This window comes from Lacticaseibacillus brantae DSM 23927 (genome assembly GCF_001436115.1).
In the GTDB taxonomy this organism is placed as follows: Bacteria; Bacillota; Bacilli; order Lactobacillales; family Lactobacillaceae; genus Lacticaseibacillus; species Lacticaseibacillus brantae.
Genome location: NZ_AYZQ01000001.1, coordinates 760,427 through 779,167 on the forward strand (window position 1 = coordinate 760,427; position 18,741 = coordinate 779,167).

Genomic DNA, 18,741 nt, shown 5'->3' on the forward strand with positions numbered 1-18,741 from the left:
CAACACTGCTTTTACCTTTGAATATCTAATTCCCCCCACCCCATTTGAAAAGTAATCCGGACATAACTGCCTGTTGGTCGGCGTAGCATAACCGTCTTGGGCTGCGTGAACATTTCGCTTCCAACCACTACAGTTGCTTCGGTCCGCTCAAACGTGGCTGGAATGGTTAGGCGCACGGCCCGTTGCGGATTCCCGACGTAGAAAATAGCAGTATGATTAGTAAACTGAACCCCGCCGCCCTGCCCCCGGGCCTGCACTAATGTATTTTGCCAATGGGCTTGAAGCGCCTCAAAGAAACGATCTTCAATCAAAATGTTTTGGACTCGGCGACTTAACCACAGGCCGCCCAAACTGACCGCGATAAAGATGCTTAACACCGCGACAACTTCAATCAGCGTGAACGCGGGCCGTTTCATCGCGGTAACACAAATTTCGGCGGTGCCGGGGTCAATTGATACCGCGCGTGGCCATCTTCCAGGGCCTGTCGCTGTTTATCACTAATCACTGAAGCAGAGACTAAGGCTGCTGGGCTATCAAAATTACTCCGATCGAGTTCTAATCGCTGATAATCCACTTCTATTTGCATATTCACAGTTTGAATCATGGCTTCAAGATTCCGTTGGTTCGCTTTCTTGAGCTGACTGTTGACCGTCATGACGACTGTTAATGTCAAAACAATAATAATACTCAACGCGGCAATCACCTCAATGAGCGTAAATCCCGGTCGTTTGCGACGCATTATCCCACCTCCATCATTTGATACATCGGCGCTAAAACCTGTAGATATGTCAACACGATTTGTATACCTAGGCCTAAAAACATCACCGGTTGCACCCAAATGATCACGCGCTCAATCTTTTGTTGCAAGCGATCAAACCATTGTTGCGTCAGAATTTTGACCGCGGCGGTAAAGCGTTCCGAAGACTGACCCAACGTCACGAGATTAAGCAACGCCTCGGGTACCAGTGGATGCTTGAGCGCATTGAGCAAGGATTCACCGCGGGCCAACCGGGCGCTAATCTGGTGTCCCACCTGCTGGAGCGCCAAATCAGGAATGGTCGCCAAATACGTCCCGTACGTGACCAAGTCTTGGCCAGCTTGAATAAACAAGCGGGCCCCTTCAAGAAACTCAAATTGATAAAAAAGTCGCCAAATCGATCCAATGATTGGACTGCCCAGCCGAATCCTGAGGCGTCTTTGTACTGGCAAAATCCGCCAACCACACCAGACTGCCCCAAAGCCTCCAATCATCCCTACCGGCCAGATAGGGATGGTGGCAGCTTGCCCCAGGCTAGGCAAAATAACAACAGAAACACCAACTTGCAATCCCAGCATCAACACCAACAAAATGACAGGATACAGCATGAGCTGCTTCAACCGTTGGCGTTGGCGACTCATCATCTCCAGGGTCTCGCTCACGATACTGAGTGTGAGGGCTAATTGGCCGTGAACTTCCGCTAGGGCCACTTGGGTGACCACAACAGAAGTAAATTTCAGTTTCGCCAAGACTTCAGCCAATGGTCGACCCTCGTCTAATGCCGTTTGCACCGCGACCACCACTGACTTCAATCTGGGTGCCGTCACAGCCATGTAACTGAGGGCGGCTTTTAGTGAAAATCCCGCGGTTAAAAGAGCCGCCAATAATTGGCAAAAGGCTTGCTGCTCAGCTAATTTCATGCGTTGCCTCCCCATCCTTCCAGGTCCAGAGATCTACCTGAGGATAAATTGTCTCCTCACTCATCAGGCTCACTGCGGCGGTTACGGTCACTGCGGCGGCGACCAGACTTGCATTTACACCTAAACTCATCAATCGCAAAGGCACATCCAACGGGTGACGGGCATGAACAGTCGTTAAAACAATGTGGCCACTAATGGCAGCCTCGCATGCCACACTCGCTGTTTCACGGTCTCTGATTTCGCCAATTATCAGGCAATCCGGTCGATGCCGTAGGGCCGCTTTCACCAATTGGCCATAGCTCATTTCAGCGGCAGCGTTGACCTGGAGTTGCAAAAAATCAGGCGCATCGATTTCGACTGGGTCTTCAATACTCATGACCATTTTAGCTGGCACCAACGTTTCGGCCAGTTGATACAGGAGTGTCGTCTTCCCAGAACCAGTCGGTCCGCTGAGGACAAACAGGCCTCGACGCCCCAGCAAATGCTGCATCTGAAGGAAGCTTGCCTGCTGCTGAACCGAAATTGGTGGAATGCCAGCAATCAAGCGGATAACGAGTGATTCTTGTTCGTGATAGTCACCAACCGTACTGAGACGCAAAGCCATGCCGATTTCGTCGGCATAGAATGCCCCTCCTTGAACACGCCGATGCTCTGCCACATTCATTCCCGCCCGGAACTTAAGATAATTAATCCATCTATCCCCTTTGGTCTCGTTAATCTGGGTCTCAGCGCCAATTCCCGTCGGCATCCGGAAGGAAAGCCTGTAGCCAACCGGACCGGGCAAAACATAGACATCGCTTGCTCGTTGTGCAATTGCCGTCAAAAGTAACTGCCACAGTTCATCCATCTTCTCACCTCACTTATCCAAAAATTACGCAAAAAAACCGCCAACAAAACGTTAGTCTTGTTAGCGGCTTAATCAGCAGTCAGTTAAATTCTGACTCTAGTCTTCATCTGGCCAGTCAGCAGCAGTATAAACATCTTGGACATCATCATCGTCTTCAAGGGCGTCAATCATGTTCTGGAAAGTTTCTACCTTATCTTCTGGTACTGGCACAAAGTTTTGAGGTACCATGGTCAATTCAGCAGTGGCTAAAGTAAAGCCAGCAGCTTCCAAGGCATCCCGGACTTGAGTGAAGTCTTTAGGATCGGTGTAAATTTCGAATGCTTCATCACTCGTCTGTAAATCTTCGCCACCTGCTTCAAGCACAGCTTCAAGCATTTGGTCTTCGTCGACATCCAAACCTTCGCGGTCAATGACAATGTAACCCCGGCGGTCAAACAAATAGGACACCGCACCGGCGCCTGCCATTGTGCCACCATGACGGGTAATTGCCACACGAACAGATGAACTGGTCCGATTGCGGTTATCTGTTAAAGCGTGAACCAGAACAGCAACACCGCCGGGACCATAGCCTTCATAAGTGACTTCATCATAGTTCGCAGCGTCTCCGCCTTCAGCCTTATCTAATGCACGTTTGATATTTTCTTTAGGCATGTTAGCTGCTTTAGCCTTATCCATGACCAAACGTAATGCTGGGTTACCGCTAGGGTCAGGACCACCTTGCTTCGCAGCCATGAAAAGCTCACGTGAGATTTTTTGGAAAATTTTTCCGCGCTTAGAATCCTGGGCGTTTTTACGGCCTTGGATGTTATGCCACTTGGAATGTCCTGACATGATAAACCCTCTTTCCTGAAATAGTAGTCCTTACAAACGTTAGTAGTATACCAAAAAACTAATCGCTAAACAATCGTTTCTAGTGTTTTCTTGCCTGCCGCCAAGTCCAGACAATCACGACTGCCACCAGGCCAGCCACCGTGTCGAGCATCACATCCTGAAACATCGGAGACCGATCGCCGGTCAACAACTGGTGAAACTCGTCATACGCCGCAAGCCCTGTGACCATGATTGGCGGAATCACCAACGCCGCAGAACGGCCACGTAAGTATGGCTTTAAGCCGATAGCTAAGCTGCCGCCCAGGGCAAAGTACGTCAACACATGAGCGCCTTTACGCACAAAGAACTCGACAAACTTGAAGTAACCCAGATGCGTTATGCTGATAACCTCCCCAGCATAATGAAAATGGATACCATTCAGTTGAGCTGCCAGCGGCCGGCCCGCCAGGACGCGTGCCAACCATGGCACACTGGTTTGTTGATGGTAAGTCATGGAGGAACTGATAAATAGAATGAGTAAGATCACACCACTCACGATGAGACCCCAATTAAGCTGTCGTTTCATGCGTCTCCCTCGTTTCTCGTCTCAGCATAGCACATCACCGAGCGATTAATGTATAATGAGAATCATTCATTTAATCTCATCTTTATCTAAGGAGTGTTCACATGGCCTATCCTATTAATTGGAACCTTGATCGCATTTTCCCCGGTGGAATTGACTCCCCACAATTGAAGCAGCGCCTAAGCGAATTAGCAACTGCCCTGCCAGCCTTTACCACGGCAGTCAATGTTTGGCAGTTTGAAACGGATCAACCGACCTTTGCTGGCTTCTCTGCGCTGTTGACAGAAAGCGAACGTCTCCAAAAGGGCATCGCCACAGCCGGTACCTTTGCCAATATGATTCTATCTGCAGACGCGAAAAATCAACAAGTTGGCCCAGTGTTAAGCCAGATTGCGGATTTAGACACGACTTATCAAGCGGCGATGACACCCTTAGTGAAGAAATTGGTGGCCTTAACGGCGGACCAATTTGCCCAACTGATTGCGGTGCCAAGTTTTGCTGAGATTCGCTTCAACCTCAGCGAAATCCGACAGCAGGGGCAAGAATTGCTAGATGATGCGACTGAAGCACTCATCACAGCCTTGGCCATTGACGGATACAACGGCTGGAGTCAACATTATGACACCCTCAGTGCAAATTTAAGTTTTGACGTTGATCTGCCAGACGGTCCAGTGCAATTGTCCGCTGGCCAGGCCCAAAACAGGTTTGAATCTGATCTCGATGCTGACAATCGAGCCAAAGTGTTTAACGTGTGGGAACAGACCTGGCAAGCCAACGCCCCGATTTTCGCTGACACGCTCAATCACTTGGCTGGCTTCCGGCTGACAAACTATCGTGCACACCACCAAAGTGACTATATGGCCAAGCCCCTGGAATTAAACCGGATGCAACCAAGCACCCTTAATCAAATGTGGTCGACCGTCAGCGCCAACAAGGGACCATTTGTTGCCTACTTGCAACAAAAGGCCAAACTTTTGGGGCACACTAGCATGCCATGGCAAGATCAATGGGCGCCTGTTGTGGTGGGCGACTTCACTCCAAAAATCTATACCTTTGACGAAGCTGCTGAATTTATTATAACTAACTTCAAGAAATTCTCTCCTAAAATGGCTGACTTTGCCCAACAGGCTTTTGAGCACGGCTGGATTGAGGCTGAAGACCGCCCAGGCAAGCGACCAGGCGGTTATATGACCAGTGTGCCAGACATCAAAGAAGGCCGAATTTTCATGACCTTTGACGGGTCAGCTTCTGGCGTCTCCACCTTAGCCCACGAACTTGGCCATGCCTTCCACTCCAGCCTATTAGAGGATCTGCCTGCTTTACGGCAAGACTATGCGATGAATGTGGCTGAAACCGCCTCAACATTTGCTGAACTCATTGTGGCCTCGGCAACGGTTGAGGCCGCCAGTTCGCCAGAAGAAAAACTCAACTTGTTAGACACCAAGATGAGCAACCCAATTGCCATGCTCCTTAACATTCACGCCCGCTATCTCTTCGAACGTAAATTTTACGATGCGCGGCAACATGGCACTGTCACTGTGCCCGCCTTGCAAAGTATGATGCAAGCGGCTCAAGAAGAAGCCTACGCAGGGGGGATCACCAGTTTCGACCCAATGTACTGGGCCGACAAACTCCACTTCTTTATTGATGATGTACCCTTTTATAACTTCCCCTACACATTTGGCTACTTGTTCTCAAGCGGCATCTATGCCAAGGCCCAAACCACGCCCAACTTTGAGGATCAATACATCGCCTTATTGATTGATACAGCGAATATGTCCACTGAAGACCTGGCCAAGAAGCATCTCGGTGTTGATCTCAGCCAACCTGCATTCTGGCAACAAGGCATCGATTTAGCTGCCAAAGACGGTCAGGCGTTCATTGACCTGAGTCAAAAGTATCTTAAGTAATGTTTCGAATTTAAAAAGCCACCGGCAGAACGTCATTTTGTCGGTGGCTCTTTTTAATCATTCAAACTCAGAACTACGGTGCCCACTAAAATCAAGGCAATCCCACTCAATTTGAGAATTGAAATCGGTTCATGCCAGCCCCACCAGGCAATCAATGTGGTCAACACCATCCCAATTCCGCACCACAGGGCATAAGTGACACTTAAAGGAATCGTGCGCATGGCGAGCGCTAAGCAATAAAAGCAGACACCATACGCGACTAACGCCAAGATTCCGGGTGAAAGCCGGCTAAAGCCACGAGATAGTTTCAATAGACTGGTTCCGGCCAATTCGCCGACAATGGCGACACCCAGCAGCAGATAGGCCCGCATCAGTATTCCCCTTTCACTTTGAAATAAGATCCGCGAATCGTGCCAGCTAGCTTAGACTTCTGGCGTGCAAATTTAAAGTTTCCTTCCAGTTCACTGGGAACTGGCATGCCATCACTCAATTTGAAGCCAACCGCGCGTTTGCCGGCATCATCGAGAGCGTACATCACATTCACCACTAAACCGTCAGCAAAAAAGACATACGCAAAACGAATTCCAGCCACCGTAAAGTCAGTCACTTCAAGCGGGTGGGCAGTAAAATGTAAGTCGCGCTCGGCTAGGACGCGGTTGACCCAATCGAGAACTGCGGGCGCTTCACTCGCAGGGACGACGGTAAAATCATGATTATACTTATTCTTGAAATAGCGCGCTTCGTTAGCTCGCAGCCCCGCGAGCGCCGGAGCCACTGGTGAGTCAGTCAGACCAACCGTTGATACAGTTTTAAAATCGACTTGATAACCCATAAAATCCCTCTCTTTTTGAATCCTGAATCTAGTGTACCCCGCGAGCAAACGACACACAAAAAAAGCGAACTACCAGGAAACTGGATAGTTCGCAATAAGTCAATCCTAGGCTGGATCATACGAGCGCTCAATGGCATTTAACATCCGAGTAAAATTCTTCTTGCGCTTAACTCCGACTAAGAAGCCAGCGATTTTCTGATTCATCGCTTGAATCGGACTGCGAAATTCAGAAGTTTCTTCATAGGTCACCTGCGTCTTGTTATCAGTAGTTGGCAGCATATCATAGCTGACTTTGAAAATTCCGCCGGTCGTGGTGGTCTCAAAGTGATAACTGCTGTTGATGACATTTTTGGTAATCTTGACTCGCGCTTTATGTCCCCGAGAGAAGTCTTTTTTGTATTCAAAGCCTTGAAGTCGTTCGGGTCTCAAGCTTTGACCAGTTTGCTGCTTAATATCATACAAAACTGAATCAATCACTTTAGCATAAAAATAAGTCACCGGAATATTTAGGGTTTGAACAATTTTCATGACTGATTCTCCTTTTGATCTTTCTTTTGATTATACGCCCGTTTGTCCATGATGTATTCATAGACGCCAATGATGACGACAACCAAACCGACCAGAAGCAACGGCCAGTTGGTTCGCATCTGTTGGCCGACTGGACTGAAGGCGATAATCATAAACCCTAGGCTCATGATGAACAATCCACGCTTTTTCATTGGCATTAGGCAACCACCGTGCTGAAGAAAATGACGCCGCCCCATGGCGTGGCTTTGATTAATTGCTTAGCCAAAGCCGCGGCTGCTTCTTTATCAGCCATGCTCGTTTCAAAGTAGAGTTTAATGCCAACCTTCTTATTAAAAGTGAAGGTCACGTCATCTTGCGAGTAATTGGTCAATAAGTCCTTAATTTCGTCTTGTTTCAGTGCTGAATTAATCACGATCATAATGCGTGTCCTCCTTTGATTGTGTGCTCGTGTGGAAAAAGGCTGACCTTTTCCCACACCAACAGACAATTGTCTGTCAGTGAAATTCGTTTAATCTTCCAAATTAGGATTGATTTTGTTCGCCGCGATAACAAACGGTGCCCAAATGGCAAACCCAATGAAGGCATTAAACAGTTGAAGTAAAGGCGCTCGCCAGTCAAATCCGGTGGCGAGGAATGAGTTAATAAATGGTGGCATCACCCAGACCGTTTGAACTTTGATTGGTGATACCCAACCCCATTGGATGACCCAATAAGCGATTGTAACCATCACAACTGGCGCCACGATAAACGGAATAAAATACACGGCATTCAATACGATTGGCATCCCAAACATGACAGGTTCATTGATTTGGAAAACCCCTGGGGCAATCGCCAAATTGGCCACCGCCCGTTCGTCTGCCCGCTTACTGAAGATAAAGATTGCAATGAGAAGCAAGACAGTGGAACCGGCACCACCAATCCAGGCATACATATCAAATGAAGACCGGGTCCAAAGATAACGCACCGTTTCATGCTGAGAGAAACGATTAATGTTGTCTAATTGAGCAGTCAACCAAATGGAATCGAGGACTGGTCCCAATACGTTGGTCCCGTGAATCCCAAAGAACCAGAATAGTTGCACCAGCAACGTGAGCAGTAAGACGGCGCCGTAACCTTGTGACAAGTGCAACAGTGGTTCTTGGATGGTCTTGTTGACCCAATCAAGAAAGACTTGGCCGTCGAAAATCTGCGTCCAGGCATAAGTGAAAATCCCAATTGCGTAGAGGGAAACAATCGCAGGAATAATTGCTGTGAAAGCTTTTGAAACTGCCGGAGGCACTGAATCCGGCATTTTGATGGTGACGTTCTTGCGCATTAACCAGATATAAATTGCTGCGGCCGCACCGCCAAGAATCATAGCAGTAAACAAACCAGTCGATCCGAATTGGGCGCCAAAGTTGAAATAGCCCCACGCATTGGTGGTAACCGTTTTATCAGCAACGGTGGCGCCGGCATCGGTGAGAATACGGGCCGCTGAACCAGATAACGCTTTGCCTAAGGTCAGCGTTGCGGCAGCAGATTGTGTCAGACCCATCAGAAATGCGCCTAAAGTAACAATCCCACCTGCCAGTGGCTCGACCTTGTATTGCAGAGATAAATTATACCCCCATGTGAAAGCAAAAATTAAACCATAAACCGCTAATGTGGCGGTCCAAACCTGACTATTGACCCCAATAATGGGCTGCATCGCGTTGACGAAACCGTCCATGTGATACTGACCTGGAATATCCCGTAATAGGGCGTTTAATAATACCGCAATTGATCCAGCCATGGTCGCAGGCATAGTGGTGATAAACGCATCACGCAGCCCAACAAGCCAACGAACCGAGCCAATTTTTGTCGCAACCGGAACAATATATTTTTCCAGCCATGCAATAAGTCCGTTCATCGTATGTTCCTCCCAAAAAAGTATTTAAATGTGGCTTTAAGCCCGCATTTACAGTAATGAGCTCGACTAAGTTACCAGCTTGGTCGATTAGTTCAGAGGGACGCCGGCGATCTTCTTGTACAGATCAACCATTTCGCCCGCTAAGTCGCGGAACGTGATCGCATTCATCATGTGATCTTGACTGTGTACCATCAGCAGGGTCACTTTGACATGGTCACCCTGCGCCTCTTTAGTGAGCATGCCAGTCTGAGCGTTGTGCGCCTCGGCCAAAAAGCCGTCCGCCTCTTTTAATTTCGCTGCAGCTTGGTCAAAGTCACCAGTTTTGGCCGCCATGATTGCTTCCATGGCACTACTTTTGGCATTGCCGCCATTGATAATTAAACCCATGACGGCTTCCAGATTAGCTTCCTCTTCAGCCATCTAATCCCTCCTTCTATTGTCCTGTGCTTTAAGTGTACCCGGTTAAACTACCCGCTGTCACGCATAACTAGCATTATTAAACGTTTTCGATAGCTTAAAACGGTTACATTTATTCAATTAAACAATATAGGCTGTTATTTTTTATTAGCACAGTCCTTATATTCAATATGCCATTGCCACCAGGCCATGTCAAAGGGAATTTGGCGCGTTTTGCAAACGGTTACACTGACCGATTTAGCGAATAAAAAAGAAGTGCGCCAACTGACACACTTCTAGCAAGTAGACCACCCCGCCTAATTATTTTTCTTCGGCTGGCGCTTTCCTTTATTCTTTTGATCCCGGGCACGATGTTTCTTATGTTTTGGCTTTTCAACGACCGGTTTAACCACGGTTGTTTTCGACTTTTGCACCACTTTTGGCGCGACAACTTGTGGTGTCTCGCTGTCAGGAGTGACTTCTTGCTCTCGCTGTTCTCGCTTTGGCGGAGTAGTCGTCAGTTCACCGTCCACCAAATAGCCACGCTTAATCAAATACTCGGGGAAGCTTTTCTTCAAATCTCTGCGGTCGTGATCATCCCCAAGGGTAATCACATAACCACTGGCTCCCATTCGCCCAGTGCGACCGGCGCGGTGAATGTATGCTGCCTGACGCTTGGGGACATCGAAATTAATAACGGCAGGCAACCGCGGAATATCCAAGCCCCGCCCAGCCAAGTCCGTCACTAATAACAGCGTTAGTTTACCAGCACGAAAATCTTGGAGGGCTTTCTGGCGAGCAACCTGGCGACCATTCCGGGATAGCACAGCAAAGCTAACGGCCTGATGGCGCAAAATGCCGGCGGCTTTCTCAAGGCTTGCATTCTGGTTGAAAAAGACCAAGGCCTGAAACTTAGGCAGATGCGCTAACCGTCGCAGCCAGTCGACTTGATGCTTGCGGTCAGTTTGGATAAATAAATGCGCCACGGGGCCTTGCGTTTGGTCTTGATCACGAACGTCAAACCAAGTGACCTCCTGGCCGAACCATTTCTCAAGTTCACGCATGATGGGACTCGCCGTCGCTGAGAAAAAGGCTAATTGAACATCCGCAGGCGCGCCCATCACAATCTGCCGAACTTGATCGAGACCAGGGTCACGTAACAATTCGTCGGCTTCATCGACGACGATAGTCTGTAGACCGGCAAGCTTAATCCGCCCACTGGTAATCAATTCCAGTAATCGGCCAGGCGTGGCCACAATCACTTCTGGCTTAGCTTTGAGTTTCTCAATTTGGCGTTTGACATTGGCTGATCCTGTCACCCCCTGTAGTTGGGCCCCGATTGCTTTAGCGTAGGGGGTGAGCACATCCCGGGTTTGAATCGCTAGCTCTTGTGAAGGGGACAAAATCAGAATTTGTAAACCGTCACCAGGCACAACTTTTTCAAGCAAAGGCAAGCCAAAAGCCAAGGTCTTCCCTGACCCAGTCGGTGCCAAGCCGACCAATGAGGTATCTTGTTTCAACGGTTGATAAACCGCTTCTTGAATCATCGTTTGGTTCGTGAAACCAGCTGCATCCCACAGTGGTTTAAAGGGTGTCGCAATTGTCAAAATGTTTCTCCTATTCTGGGTCGCCGGCAAAGATAATGCCAGCAGATTGGCGCAATGTGCCCATGACAGTATGAACCTGCTGGGCTAATGCGAATTGTTTCGTGAAAAAGTCGCGGTCGTGGTTCTCAATCGCTTGACCAAAAGCTTCTGCTTCAGCCACCATCGGATTAGGTAAAACCGGACGGCTCAAGTTCTGCTCGGCATCGCCTGATACTAAGGTCACCGACTTTAAATCGCCGACCGGATCAAACACAAGCGTATCTTTATCTGTATAGATTTCTGAAGCCAAATAACTATTGCTGGTTTTGCCAGTAATCAAGTTAACCGCGAATTGTGGGTATTGCAATTGCATCACCCCATCGCCATCCACGCCGCTATCCAGTAAATGGGCACGATAGGTTGCGATGTCAGGCATACCAAACCATTTGACGGCAGCATACACCAGATAAACCCCTAGGTCCATCAAGGCGCCGCCCGCAAACTTGGCTGAAAAGACATTTGGATTCTTGCCATCAATATAAGCGTCGAATTTGGAAGAATATTTCTTATAGCTCAAAGTGGCCCCAGAAATTGGGTGCTGGTGGACAAAATTATCAATGACAGCGAAATTGTCTTCGTATAGATGGCGCGCTGCTTCAAAGAGGAACAAATCAGGATGGTCTGCTAATGCGTCACGCAAAGCATCGAGTTGTTGGGGATGAGTGACAAGTGGTTTCTCTACAATGGCCGATTTGCCGGCTGCCAATGCCATCACCGCTTGTTGCGCGTGAAAGCTATTGGGACTAGCAATATAGACCACATCAAAATCAGCCGCAAAGAAATCATCAAGGTCAGTATACAATGCTGCCGAGGTCTTAATCTGTTGCGCAAAATCCGCGGCAGTTTCTTGATGGCGCGAATAAATTGCAGTCACTGCGTAACGGTTCGTTTGGTGTGCGGCGTCAACGAACTGTGCGCTAATCCAACCGGTCCCAATAATGCCAAGTTTTAACATCGAATCGCCCCTTTCTTCTTCATTGTATCAGTCACACTCAACAAAATCAGTAATCAGTTTTCCCGCAAAAAAAATTTTCGTGCTATGATTAAAGAAACCCACAAAGGAGGAAACGTCGTGGCCCGATTTAACCGTTTGAAACAAGCACTTTCCCAACTCGTGCACCCGAAAAGGGAGCCACCAATTCATGAGATTAGTAATCCCGCACTCGAATTGGCTGAGAACTTCACGGGTCACTACGCCTTCCTTGATGAGCAGACCAACAAAAGTCATCAGCTCATTATCGGCCCTGATCTGACCATCAAAATTGATGGCCGAGCGCTCCCCGGTCAGGTGATCGGCGTGACGACCTCGGCTTTGACTTTCCTTGATCATTATGGCTTTCAGCTCATTATTACCTGTGAAGCTGGGGTCCCTGTGAGTGTATACGATGAAGCCGAAGACGCCACCTACCAGATTATTACCCCAGAATAGAATTAACAAAGAGGCTGCGACGGACCCAACAGGGTCACGCCGCAGCCTCTTCTTTGTTGATTTACTCGTTTAGTTTAGCGAGTGCCGCCTTTGGCACATCTTTTTTAGGGACGGCCTCCCAGCTAGTCACACCTTTTTTATCATTATAGGTCAACTTTAAATACGCATTGCGCTTCAAGGGCCGAGTTTTATGCCCGTTGAATTCAAGCTGAATCCCATTACCACTTTCGTCATAACCCTTTTGATTGTACTGATAGTCAATGAACGCATTACCGTTATCGTCTTTTTCGTTGAGTTTCTTACCGTCATTGACAATTTGCGTGTAATAAGCCGTCCCACCGTAATTAGTCACTTCGTAAATTTTCAGGCCGCCAAACACCAAAACAATGAGCACGAGCAGGCCGATAATAAATTTCTTCATCACTTTCACCTCGAGATTATTATCTCAGGTTGGGGTTCGAGATACCATGGTTTGAGATAACAATCAACGAACAGTTTTGTTAGTTGCGGCTGCAAAGGCAGCTTGACTGCCGACAAACACGGCTGATTGATACCGCGGGTCGTCCGTCCCGGGCAGCGGTGCCCCATTTGAATATTGCCAGAATGTCGCAGCTTTAGGCCGGCTGGTGCTGATGACCCAGCGGCCAACAGTGGTCGGCAGAGTTTTAACCCGAGCAAGCATAGCCGGCGTGCCCATGATCACAAAATTTCGATTAAACCGAGTAGCGACCTGCTGCATAAACGTATTCACAGACGCGGTTAACTGCGCGTCACTGGGTAAATCTGCCTTATAGGCCACGAGATAAATCCCAATGGGCAGCGTCCCAACTGCACTCACCTTGCTGATAAAGTGCTGAGCCTGCGCGGTCGGGGTACTATCAAAGCTAAAATAATGATAAACCCCTAGTGGCAGTCCCTGCCCTTGGGCGCGATCATAGTTGATGGCAAATTGATCATCAACATAACTTGCGCCTTCAGTCGCCTTCAGATAAACAAACATGTTCGCCGAAAAACTTGAGAAATCCTGTGGGCCATCTGATTGATCCAGCCGCACGCCCATAACGGGATAGGTTCGACTGCTTGGCCGTGGATTGCGATTCAGCCACCAGGTGACGCCAAGGACAACCAAAGCCAACGCCAAGACGATCGCTGCGATTGTGACTAACCGTTGCCGCCGTGAATATGTTTCTGTATAGATTGGTCGTTTATCGTTCATAGTCCCCTCCTGGCTCTAACAATAAAAATTATAGCGCAACTCAATTCAAAAAGTCGGCTTCCCGCCAAAAATCAGCCCCAAGCCCGACCATGATTCGACATTGACCAATGTCCGCTTGACTCCCATAATAGCGGTAGAAACATAAAGGAGTGAGGACATGCTTGATGATCGGCTGCTTGGCCTGACCTTTACCTTAACCAGTGCGGCAGAATATGGCCAAGTCAGTTTCTTTGGCATTCGATACCAATACCATTTGTTGCGTCCGGCTGAAATCGGCACGCAGGTGATTGTCTTGCGCCATACCCCACGATACCTGGAAGTCGTGGCTGCCGATTCAGTATTGGCTTATTAGGAGGAGTAATAATGAATCTTGTGCTATTAATTGCGTCAATTGTGATCATTTTATTGATTCTTGTCGTGCTTTTTACTAGTGTCGCGATTATCCATACGGGGGAAGTTGGCATTGTGGAACGCCTTGGGAAATACACTGAGACCTTGGAACCTGGCTTCCATGTTGTCTTGCCCCTTATTTATCGCATCACAGAAATTGTAAACATGAAGCAAATTCCGCTGAAGGTCGATGAACAAGAAGTCATCACCAAAGACAATGTGGTCGTCCGGATTTCAGAGACCTTGAAGTATCACATTACCGATGTCAACGCTTATGTCTATCAGAACAAAGATTCCGTTCTTTCAATGGTCCAAGACACTCGCGCCAACTTGCGGGGAATAATTGGCAATATGGATTTGAATGATGTGCTGAACGGTACTGAGTCTATTAACCGGACACTCTTTGAACAGATTGGTGAAACGACTGCCGGGTACGGATTGAATGTTGACCGGGTCAATATTGATTCGATTCAAGTCGACAGTACCATCCAAGACTCCATGAACAAATTGCTCCGTGCTTCTCGGGAACGGGAAGCTAATATCATGGAAGCTGAAGGCCACAAACAAGCTGCCATTGCCAAGGCCGAAGGTGAGAAACAGGCCACCATCCTTGAAGCTGAAGCCAATAAACAGACCCAAATTCTACAGGCCCAAGGCCGCGCCGAGAGTCAGCGCTTGATTGCTGAATCGATTCACGATCAAATTGATTCCATTAAGACCGGATTAACAGAAAACGGTGATTTATATCTGCAGTTTAAGAATATCGAGGCGTTAGAAGAATTGGCCAAAGGCACATCTAATACGATTGTCTTACCAAGTTCTGCTATCGATTCACTTGGGTCCCTCCCCGCTGTTGGCCAAGTCCTTGCCAACTCAGCCGTCAAAACCAACAAAGACTAATCACAAAAAAACCAGCCCAATAGGCTGGTTTTTTTAATACTATTTTTTGTCCCCAAGATGACGCTTCTTTGGTGCAACGTGTCAAAGCTTTATATTTATGCGGCATCGAGCGTGAGTGCATTTATTTTTTTGGAGCTTCTGAAGCCGTTGGTGCACTGGGGTCAGCGACACTCGACGTTTCAGACTGTGCCGTTGCGGATGGTTGTGTGGCCTCATCAGCTGCCGAACTGTCAGCGCCCGCAGGCGTTTTCACACGGAAGAAGAACTTCATAAAACCATTACTTTCAGCTTTGACGGTGAATAAGTCCGTTGGTAACACGGCCATAATCAGGAAAATCAAACCAAAGACAAGGGTGACCCAATTAGTTAACCAAGGCTGGCCTGCAAAACCCGGCCGGCCATAAGGGCCTTCATATGCAAGTTGTGTGGCCATCCGCTGTGCCATCACGATCACTTCCAACACCACCATCACCGCCCAGATGACGAGCGTGCCGCGGCCACGAAGACCGACATCACGAGATCGCCGGACGGACAGCGCTAAATCTGGCAGGAATAAGGCTAAGCTTGATAAGATTAGCAGCGCGATAAACACAATCATCGCGGTAATCACAGTCGTGCTGCGTTCACCCGTGAAAAACTGCATGCCGAAATTCACCACGCTAACAGTGGTCCCAGTGAGTAAAATGCCCATCCAAACGCTAACGACTAAACGCATCCACCAGTAACCGGCACGAGTTGAACGCCCGTTAAATTCAATGTAACCCCGCCAAAAATCTTTAAAGGCTTGACCAAATGACACTTGGCCAGGTACTTCCATAATCTTCTTCATCATTTCCTCCTCCAGATGCCCAGTTGATTGAGACATCAGTTCATCAACCAATATAACATGTTATAGGCATGTAAGCGACTGAAAACCAGGATTGACAAGGCTTACAGCCAGAAAAGTTGCACCAACAGCCGGTAGAAAACGAGAATTACCCGGGAGTGATGATGAGGCTCAAATTGCGGCTTTGACTCGAGCCCTAACGTGTGCAAACTCGCAACGAGCGGAATTTTCTGTCTTTTGGAACGCGATTAACCTCTATTGTTCGAATATTAAAAAGCGGTTGGGCCCAAAACATCATTTTGGGCCCAACCGCTTTTGTCTTCGCTATTACCGTGTGAGGACAGTGATACTTTCAATATGCTGCGTTTGTGGGAACATATCCACGGGTTGAGTCGTGTGGGCTTGATAACCAAAGGCACCGAGACGATTGATATCACGCGCCAACGTAGCGGGATTACATGAGACATAGACAATCTTCTTGGGCTTCATATATCCAGCCGCATCGATGAACGCTTCATCTAAACCCTTCCGCGGTGGATCAACCATGAGGACATCGGCTTTTAGACCGGCATCCTTCCATTGCTGCATGACCTCTTCTGCCTTGCCGACAGTGAAATCAACGTTCTTAATGCCATTGATTTTCGCATTTTCGCGAGCATCTTCGACAGCTTGTGGCACGATTTCAACCCCGTACACCTGCTTGGCATGCCGGGCCATCGTCAGCGAAATGGTCCCAATCCCAGAATACGCATCAATCACGACTTCATTACCGGTCAGACCAGCCTCTTCAACTGCCCGGGTATATAACACCTCAGTTTGGGTGGGATTGACTTGATAGAAACTTAAGGCAGAAATGTGGAATTCACTACCCAACAAATGATCCGTCAGATAGTCCTTCCCGTACAAGGTTTTGGTCTTAGGGCCAAGAATGACATTAGTCGCCTTCGGATTGTAATCTTGAACAATACTGGTTACTTCTGGCAAAGCTGAAGTAATGCCAGTAATAATCTCTTCTTCATATGGCAGCGCCCAGGCCCGAGTGACTAAGACAACCATCATCTCATGACTGTAATACCCCCGGCGCACCATAATATGCCGAATTAACCCACTGTTATCTGCTTCGTTGTATGCGGGAATGTGATACTGCCGGAGCAAATCACGGACGACCAGAATGGCTCTATCAATTTCAGGGTCTTGAATATAAAAATCTTCGATCGGAATCAAATCATGGGTACGTTTCTTATAGAATCCTGTTTCTAAACGACCATTAATTTCCCGGACTGGGATTTGCGCCTTATTCCGATAGCCCAATGGATCAGCCATCCCTAAACTTGGCAGAACCTCGATGTTAAGATGGGCTTTCTTGTAAAGTTGGCGAATTTGATTTTCTTTGAAAGTCAATTGTGCAGGATAGGCCAAATGATGGAGTGGAGCAATCCCTGTTTGTGTGTATTCGCGACCAACAGTTTCCACCCGATCAGGCGATGTCGTAAGACGCTTGGTCACTCGAGCAAAACCAAATTGCTTGAGCGTCTTGATGACGTGAATTTCACTTCTCTCACCTGGCAACGCGTTGTCAATGAAAAGCGGATAGCCATCAACCTTGGCGACCCCCAGGCCTTCATAAGTTAAATCTTCAATTTCGACAGTTAAATCCTGATTCTTTTGTACTGGTGTTTGAACCAAAGTGTAGTCTCCTTTTTGTCTGAATGCTCTCAGCAGTATATCACATGTCAGCCTGAAAAATAAGTCACGCTCATCTCGCCACGCAAAAAGCCGAGTCCAGCAGAGCTGGCATCGGCTTTTAGCAGTGCTTATTTTTGGCTGTCATGATGATGGCCAATTTCACCATCACCATCGATATCTTGTTGGGAAATCGATTCAACTTCTTCAAGATACTCGGCGCTGGCAGACTGATCTGGCCCGATGTTCTTAGATGGAATTTCGTCGACATTGGCATACATTTCAATATGCTGGCGTAAATTGACGAAATGCATTGGTGAATCACCACCATACTCGCCGTCCAAATTAATCTTCATCGGTTCTTTATCGGCGAGACTCACGGTTAATTCCCGTGTCTTCGTATAAATAATTTGGGGATCATCCACATGCCGCCCGCCGTTGAAGACCAAAGCCATCAAGCGGAGAAATTCAGCCATGTTACCAGTTTTAACAATAATCAGTGAGAAACGCCCATCTCCCAGGGCAGCATCGGGTAAGATTTGCTCAAAGCCACCAATCGAGTTTGTCATCCCAAGCAAGAACATGCTGGCGGGGCCTTCATAAACCCCGTCATCATATTCTAAGCGCATTTCTTCCGTATGCACGGCCGGCAACATCTCTGCGCCCTTAATCAAATACGCGAGGTAGCCAAAAATTGACTTAAATTCCGATGGCACGGCGTAGGTTAATTCCGTCAGCAGGCCGCCGCCGGCAATATTCATGAAATAGTGATTATTGGCTTGGCCGATATCCATCCGCAACGTTTGTCCTTTAAGGATAATCTTAGCCGCATCAACTGGATTTTCGCGAGGAATTCGAAGCGCACGCGCATAGTCATTGGTCGTCCCAGCAGGGATAATCGCCATTTTTGGCCGCTGAGGGAACCCAGCAATGCCGTTGACCACTTCATTAATTGTCCCGTCGCCACCCGCGGCCACAATTAAATCAAAGCCTGTTTCTGTCGCCCGAATGGCTTCATTCTTAGCTGAAAATGGTTCTGGTGTGGTTTGGAAGGCACTACTTTCGTAGCCTGCTTCTTCCATCACTGCTAGAATGTCGGCCACGAATCGCTTTAAGCCTTCATTACCTGCTGTTGGATTGTAAATTAACCGTGCCCGTTGCGTCATGGTGCTACCCCTCT

The 18,741-nt window shown here is 48.0% G+C and carries 24 protein-coding genes; 4 read left to right on the plus strand and 20 right to left on the minus strand.

Annotated elements, in window-relative coordinates; genetic code table 11:
- Positions 1 to 11: 11 nt before the first annotated feature.
- The 6 genes from FC34_RS03860 to FC34_RS03885 form a co-directional block, all read right to left on the minus strand.
- On the minus strand, positions 12 to 416 hold the full coding sequence (locus FC34_RS03860) for a hypothetical protein (RefSeq protein ID WP_057894057.1): 405 nt from the start codon (positions 414 to 416) through the stop codon (positions 12 to 14).
- Positions 413 to 739 (minus strand): prepilin-type N-terminal cleavage/methylation domain-containing protein, encoded by a 327-nt coding sequence (locus tag FC34_RS03865; protein WP_057894058.1) that lies wholly within the window; start codon positions 737 to 739, stop codon positions 413 to 415. The genes FC34_RS03860 and FC34_RS03865 overlap by 4 nt, the downstream gene beginning before the upstream one ends.
- Entirely contained in the window at positions 739 to 1,677 is a 939-nt protein-coding gene (locus FC34_RS03870; RefSeq protein ID WP_057894059.1) for a type II secretion system F family protein, read from the minus strand. Before FC34_RS03870 ends, FC34_RS03865 begins: the two co-directional genes overlap by 1 nt.
- Complete coding sequence (locus FC34_RS03875; protein ID WP_057894060.1) at positions 1,664 to 2,524, minus strand: ATPase, T2SS/T4P/T4SS family; 861 nt, start codon at positions 2,522 to 2,524, stop codon at positions 1,664 to 1,666. Before FC34_RS03875 ends, FC34_RS03870 begins: the two co-directional genes overlap by 14 nt.
- 96 nt (positions 2,525 to 2,620) lie before the next feature.
- Positions 2,621 to 3,355 carry a YebC/PmpR family DNA-binding transcriptional regulator gene (locus FC34_RS03880; RefSeq protein ID WP_057894061.1) on the minus strand — a complete coding sequence of 245 codons (735 nt, stop codon included), beginning with the start codon at positions 3,353 to 3,355 and terminating at the stop codon, positions 2,621 to 2,623.
- A 79-nt stretch (positions 3,356 to 3,434) separates the two neighbouring features.
- Entirely contained in the window at positions 3,435 to 3,920 is a 486-nt protein-coding gene (locus tag FC34_RS03885; RefSeq protein ID WP_057894062.1) for a VanZ family protein, read from the minus strand.
- Positions 3,921 to 4,021: 101 nt separating this feature from the next.
- Here FC34_RS03885 and FC34_RS03890 point away from each other — a divergent pair, with 101 nt between their 5' ends.
- Positions 4,022 to 5,827, plus strand: a complete 1,806-nt coding sequence (locus tag FC34_RS03890) for a M3 family oligoendopeptidase (protein WP_057894063.1) — start codon at positions 4,022 to 4,024, stop codon at positions 5,825 to 5,827.
- Between the two features lie 53 nt (positions 5,828 to 5,880).
- On the opposite strand, the gene FC34_RS03895 is transcribed toward FC34_RS03890, so the two are convergent.
- From FC34_RS03895 to FC34_RS03935, 9 genes are all read right to left on the minus strand, one after another.
- Positions 5,881 to 6,198: a DMT family transporter gene (locus FC34_RS03895; protein ID WP_057894064.1), complete on the minus strand. Its 318-nt coding sequence runs from the start codon at positions 6,196 to 6,198 to the stop codon at positions 5,881 to 5,883.
- On the minus strand, positions 6,198 to 6,659 hold the full coding sequence (locus FC34_RS03900) for a hypothetical protein (RefSeq protein ID WP_057894065.1): 462 nt from the start codon (positions 6,657 to 6,659) through the stop codon (positions 6,198 to 6,200). Before FC34_RS03900 ends, FC34_RS03895 begins: the two co-directional genes overlap by 1 nt.
- Positions 6,660 to 6,764: 105 nt before the next feature.
- Entirely contained in the window at positions 6,765 to 7,187 is a 423-nt protein-coding gene (locus FC34_RS03905) for a DUF3284 domain-containing protein (RefSeq protein ID WP_057894066.1), read from the minus strand.
- Positions 7,184 to 7,384 carry a hypothetical protein gene (locus tag FC34_RS03910; protein WP_057894067.1) on the minus strand — a complete coding sequence of 67 codons (201 nt, stop codon included), beginning with the start codon at positions 7,382 to 7,384 and terminating at the stop codon, positions 7,184 to 7,186. The genes FC34_RS03905 and FC34_RS03910 overlap by 4 nt, the downstream gene beginning before the upstream one ends.
- Entirely contained in the window at positions 7,384 to 7,605 is a 222-nt protein-coding gene (locus tag FC34_RS03915) for a hypothetical protein (RefSeq protein ID WP_057894068.1), read from the minus strand. Before FC34_RS03915 ends, FC34_RS03910 begins: the two co-directional genes overlap by 1 nt.
- A 90-nt stretch (positions 7,606 to 7,695) precedes the next feature.
- Complete coding sequence (locus FC34_RS03920; RefSeq protein ID WP_057894069.1) at positions 7,696 to 9,075, minus strand: PTS sugar transporter subunit IIC; 1,380 nt, start codon at positions 9,073 to 9,075, stop codon at positions 7,696 to 7,698.
- 87 nt (positions 9,076 to 9,162) lie between these two features.
- Positions 9,163 to 9,495: a PTS sugar transporter subunit IIA gene (locus FC34_RS03925; protein WP_057894070.1), complete on the minus strand. Its 333-nt coding sequence runs from the start codon at positions 9,493 to 9,495 to the stop codon at positions 9,163 to 9,165.
- 293 nt (positions 9,496 to 9,788) lie between these two features.
- Entirely contained in the window at positions 9,789 to 11,078 is a 1,290-nt protein-coding gene (locus FC34_RS03930; protein WP_057894071.1) for a DEAD/DEAH box helicase, read from the minus strand.
- Between the two features lie 10 nt (positions 11,079 to 11,088).
- Positions 11,089 to 12,072, minus strand: coding sequence for a Gfo/Idh/MocA family oxidoreductase (locus tag FC34_RS03935; protein ID WP_057894072.1), 984 nt, complete (start codon positions 12,070 to 12,072; stop codon positions 11,089 to 11,091).
- Positions 12,073 to 12,189: 117 nt separating this feature from the next.
- On the opposite strand from FC34_RS03935, the gene FC34_RS03940 reads away from it, so the two are divergent.
- Positions 12,190 to 12,546 (plus strand): DUF4828 domain-containing protein, encoded by a 357-nt coding sequence (locus tag FC34_RS03940; RefSeq protein WP_057894073.1) that lies wholly within the window; start codon positions 12,190 to 12,192, stop codon positions 12,544 to 12,546.
- A 61-nt stretch (positions 12,547 to 12,607) separates the two neighbouring features.
- On the opposite strand, the gene FC34_RS03945 is transcribed toward FC34_RS03940, so the two are convergent.
- Positions 12,608 to 12,967: a YxeA family protein gene (locus FC34_RS03945; RefSeq protein ID WP_057894074.1), complete on the minus strand. Its 360-nt coding sequence runs from the start codon at positions 12,965 to 12,967 to the stop codon at positions 12,608 to 12,610.
- A 63-nt stretch (positions 12,968 to 13,030) separates the two neighbouring features.
- A complete protein-coding gene (locus FC34_RS03950; RefSeq protein WP_057894075.1) occupies positions 13,031 to 13,762 on the minus strand; it encodes a GH25 family lysozyme in 732 nt (243 codons plus the stop codon).
- A gap of 157 nt (positions 13,763 to 13,919) precedes the next feature.
- On the opposite strand from FC34_RS03950, the gene FC34_RS03955 reads away from it, so the two are divergent.
- Together FC34_RS03955 and FC34_RS03960 are read left to right on the plus strand one after the other, a co-directional pair.
- Positions 13,920 to 14,114 carry a hypothetical protein gene (locus tag FC34_RS03955; protein ID WP_057894076.1) on the plus strand — a complete coding sequence of 65 codons (195 nt, stop codon included), beginning with the start codon at positions 13,920 to 13,922 and terminating at the stop codon, positions 14,112 to 14,114.
- An 11-nt stretch (positions 14,115 to 14,125) separates the two neighbouring features.
- Positions 14,126 to 15,052, plus strand: a complete 927-nt coding sequence (locus FC34_RS03960; RefSeq protein WP_057894077.1) for an SPFH domain-containing protein — start codon at positions 14,126 to 14,128, stop codon at positions 15,050 to 15,052.
- Between the two features lie 121 nt (positions 15,053 to 15,173).
- Here FC34_RS03960 and FC34_RS03965 read toward each other — a convergent pair whose 3' ends face one another.
- The 3 genes from FC34_RS03965 to FC34_RS03975 form a co-directional block, all read right to left on the minus strand.
- Positions 15,174 to 15,884 carry a DUF805 domain-containing protein gene (locus FC34_RS03965; protein WP_162259764.1) on the minus strand — a complete coding sequence of 237 codons (711 nt, stop codon included), beginning with the start codon at positions 15,882 to 15,884 and terminating at the stop codon, positions 15,174 to 15,176.
- Between the two features lie 321 nt (positions 15,885 to 16,205).
- The gene (gene rlmD / locus FC34_RS03970; protein WP_057894079.1) at positions 16,206 to 17,564 is read right to left on the minus strand and encodes a 23S rRNA (uracil(1939)-C(5))-methyltransferase RlmD; all 1,359 of its coding nucleotides are present in this window, start codon (positions 17,562 to 17,564) and stop codon (positions 16,206 to 16,208) included.
- Positions 17,565 to 17,692: 128 nt separating this feature from the next.
- A complete protein-coding gene (locus FC34_RS03975; RefSeq protein WP_057894080.1) occupies positions 17,693 to 18,727 on the minus strand; it encodes a diacylglycerol kinase in 1,035 nt (344 codons plus the stop codon).
- Positions 18,728 to 18,741 lie beyond the last annotated feature (14 nt).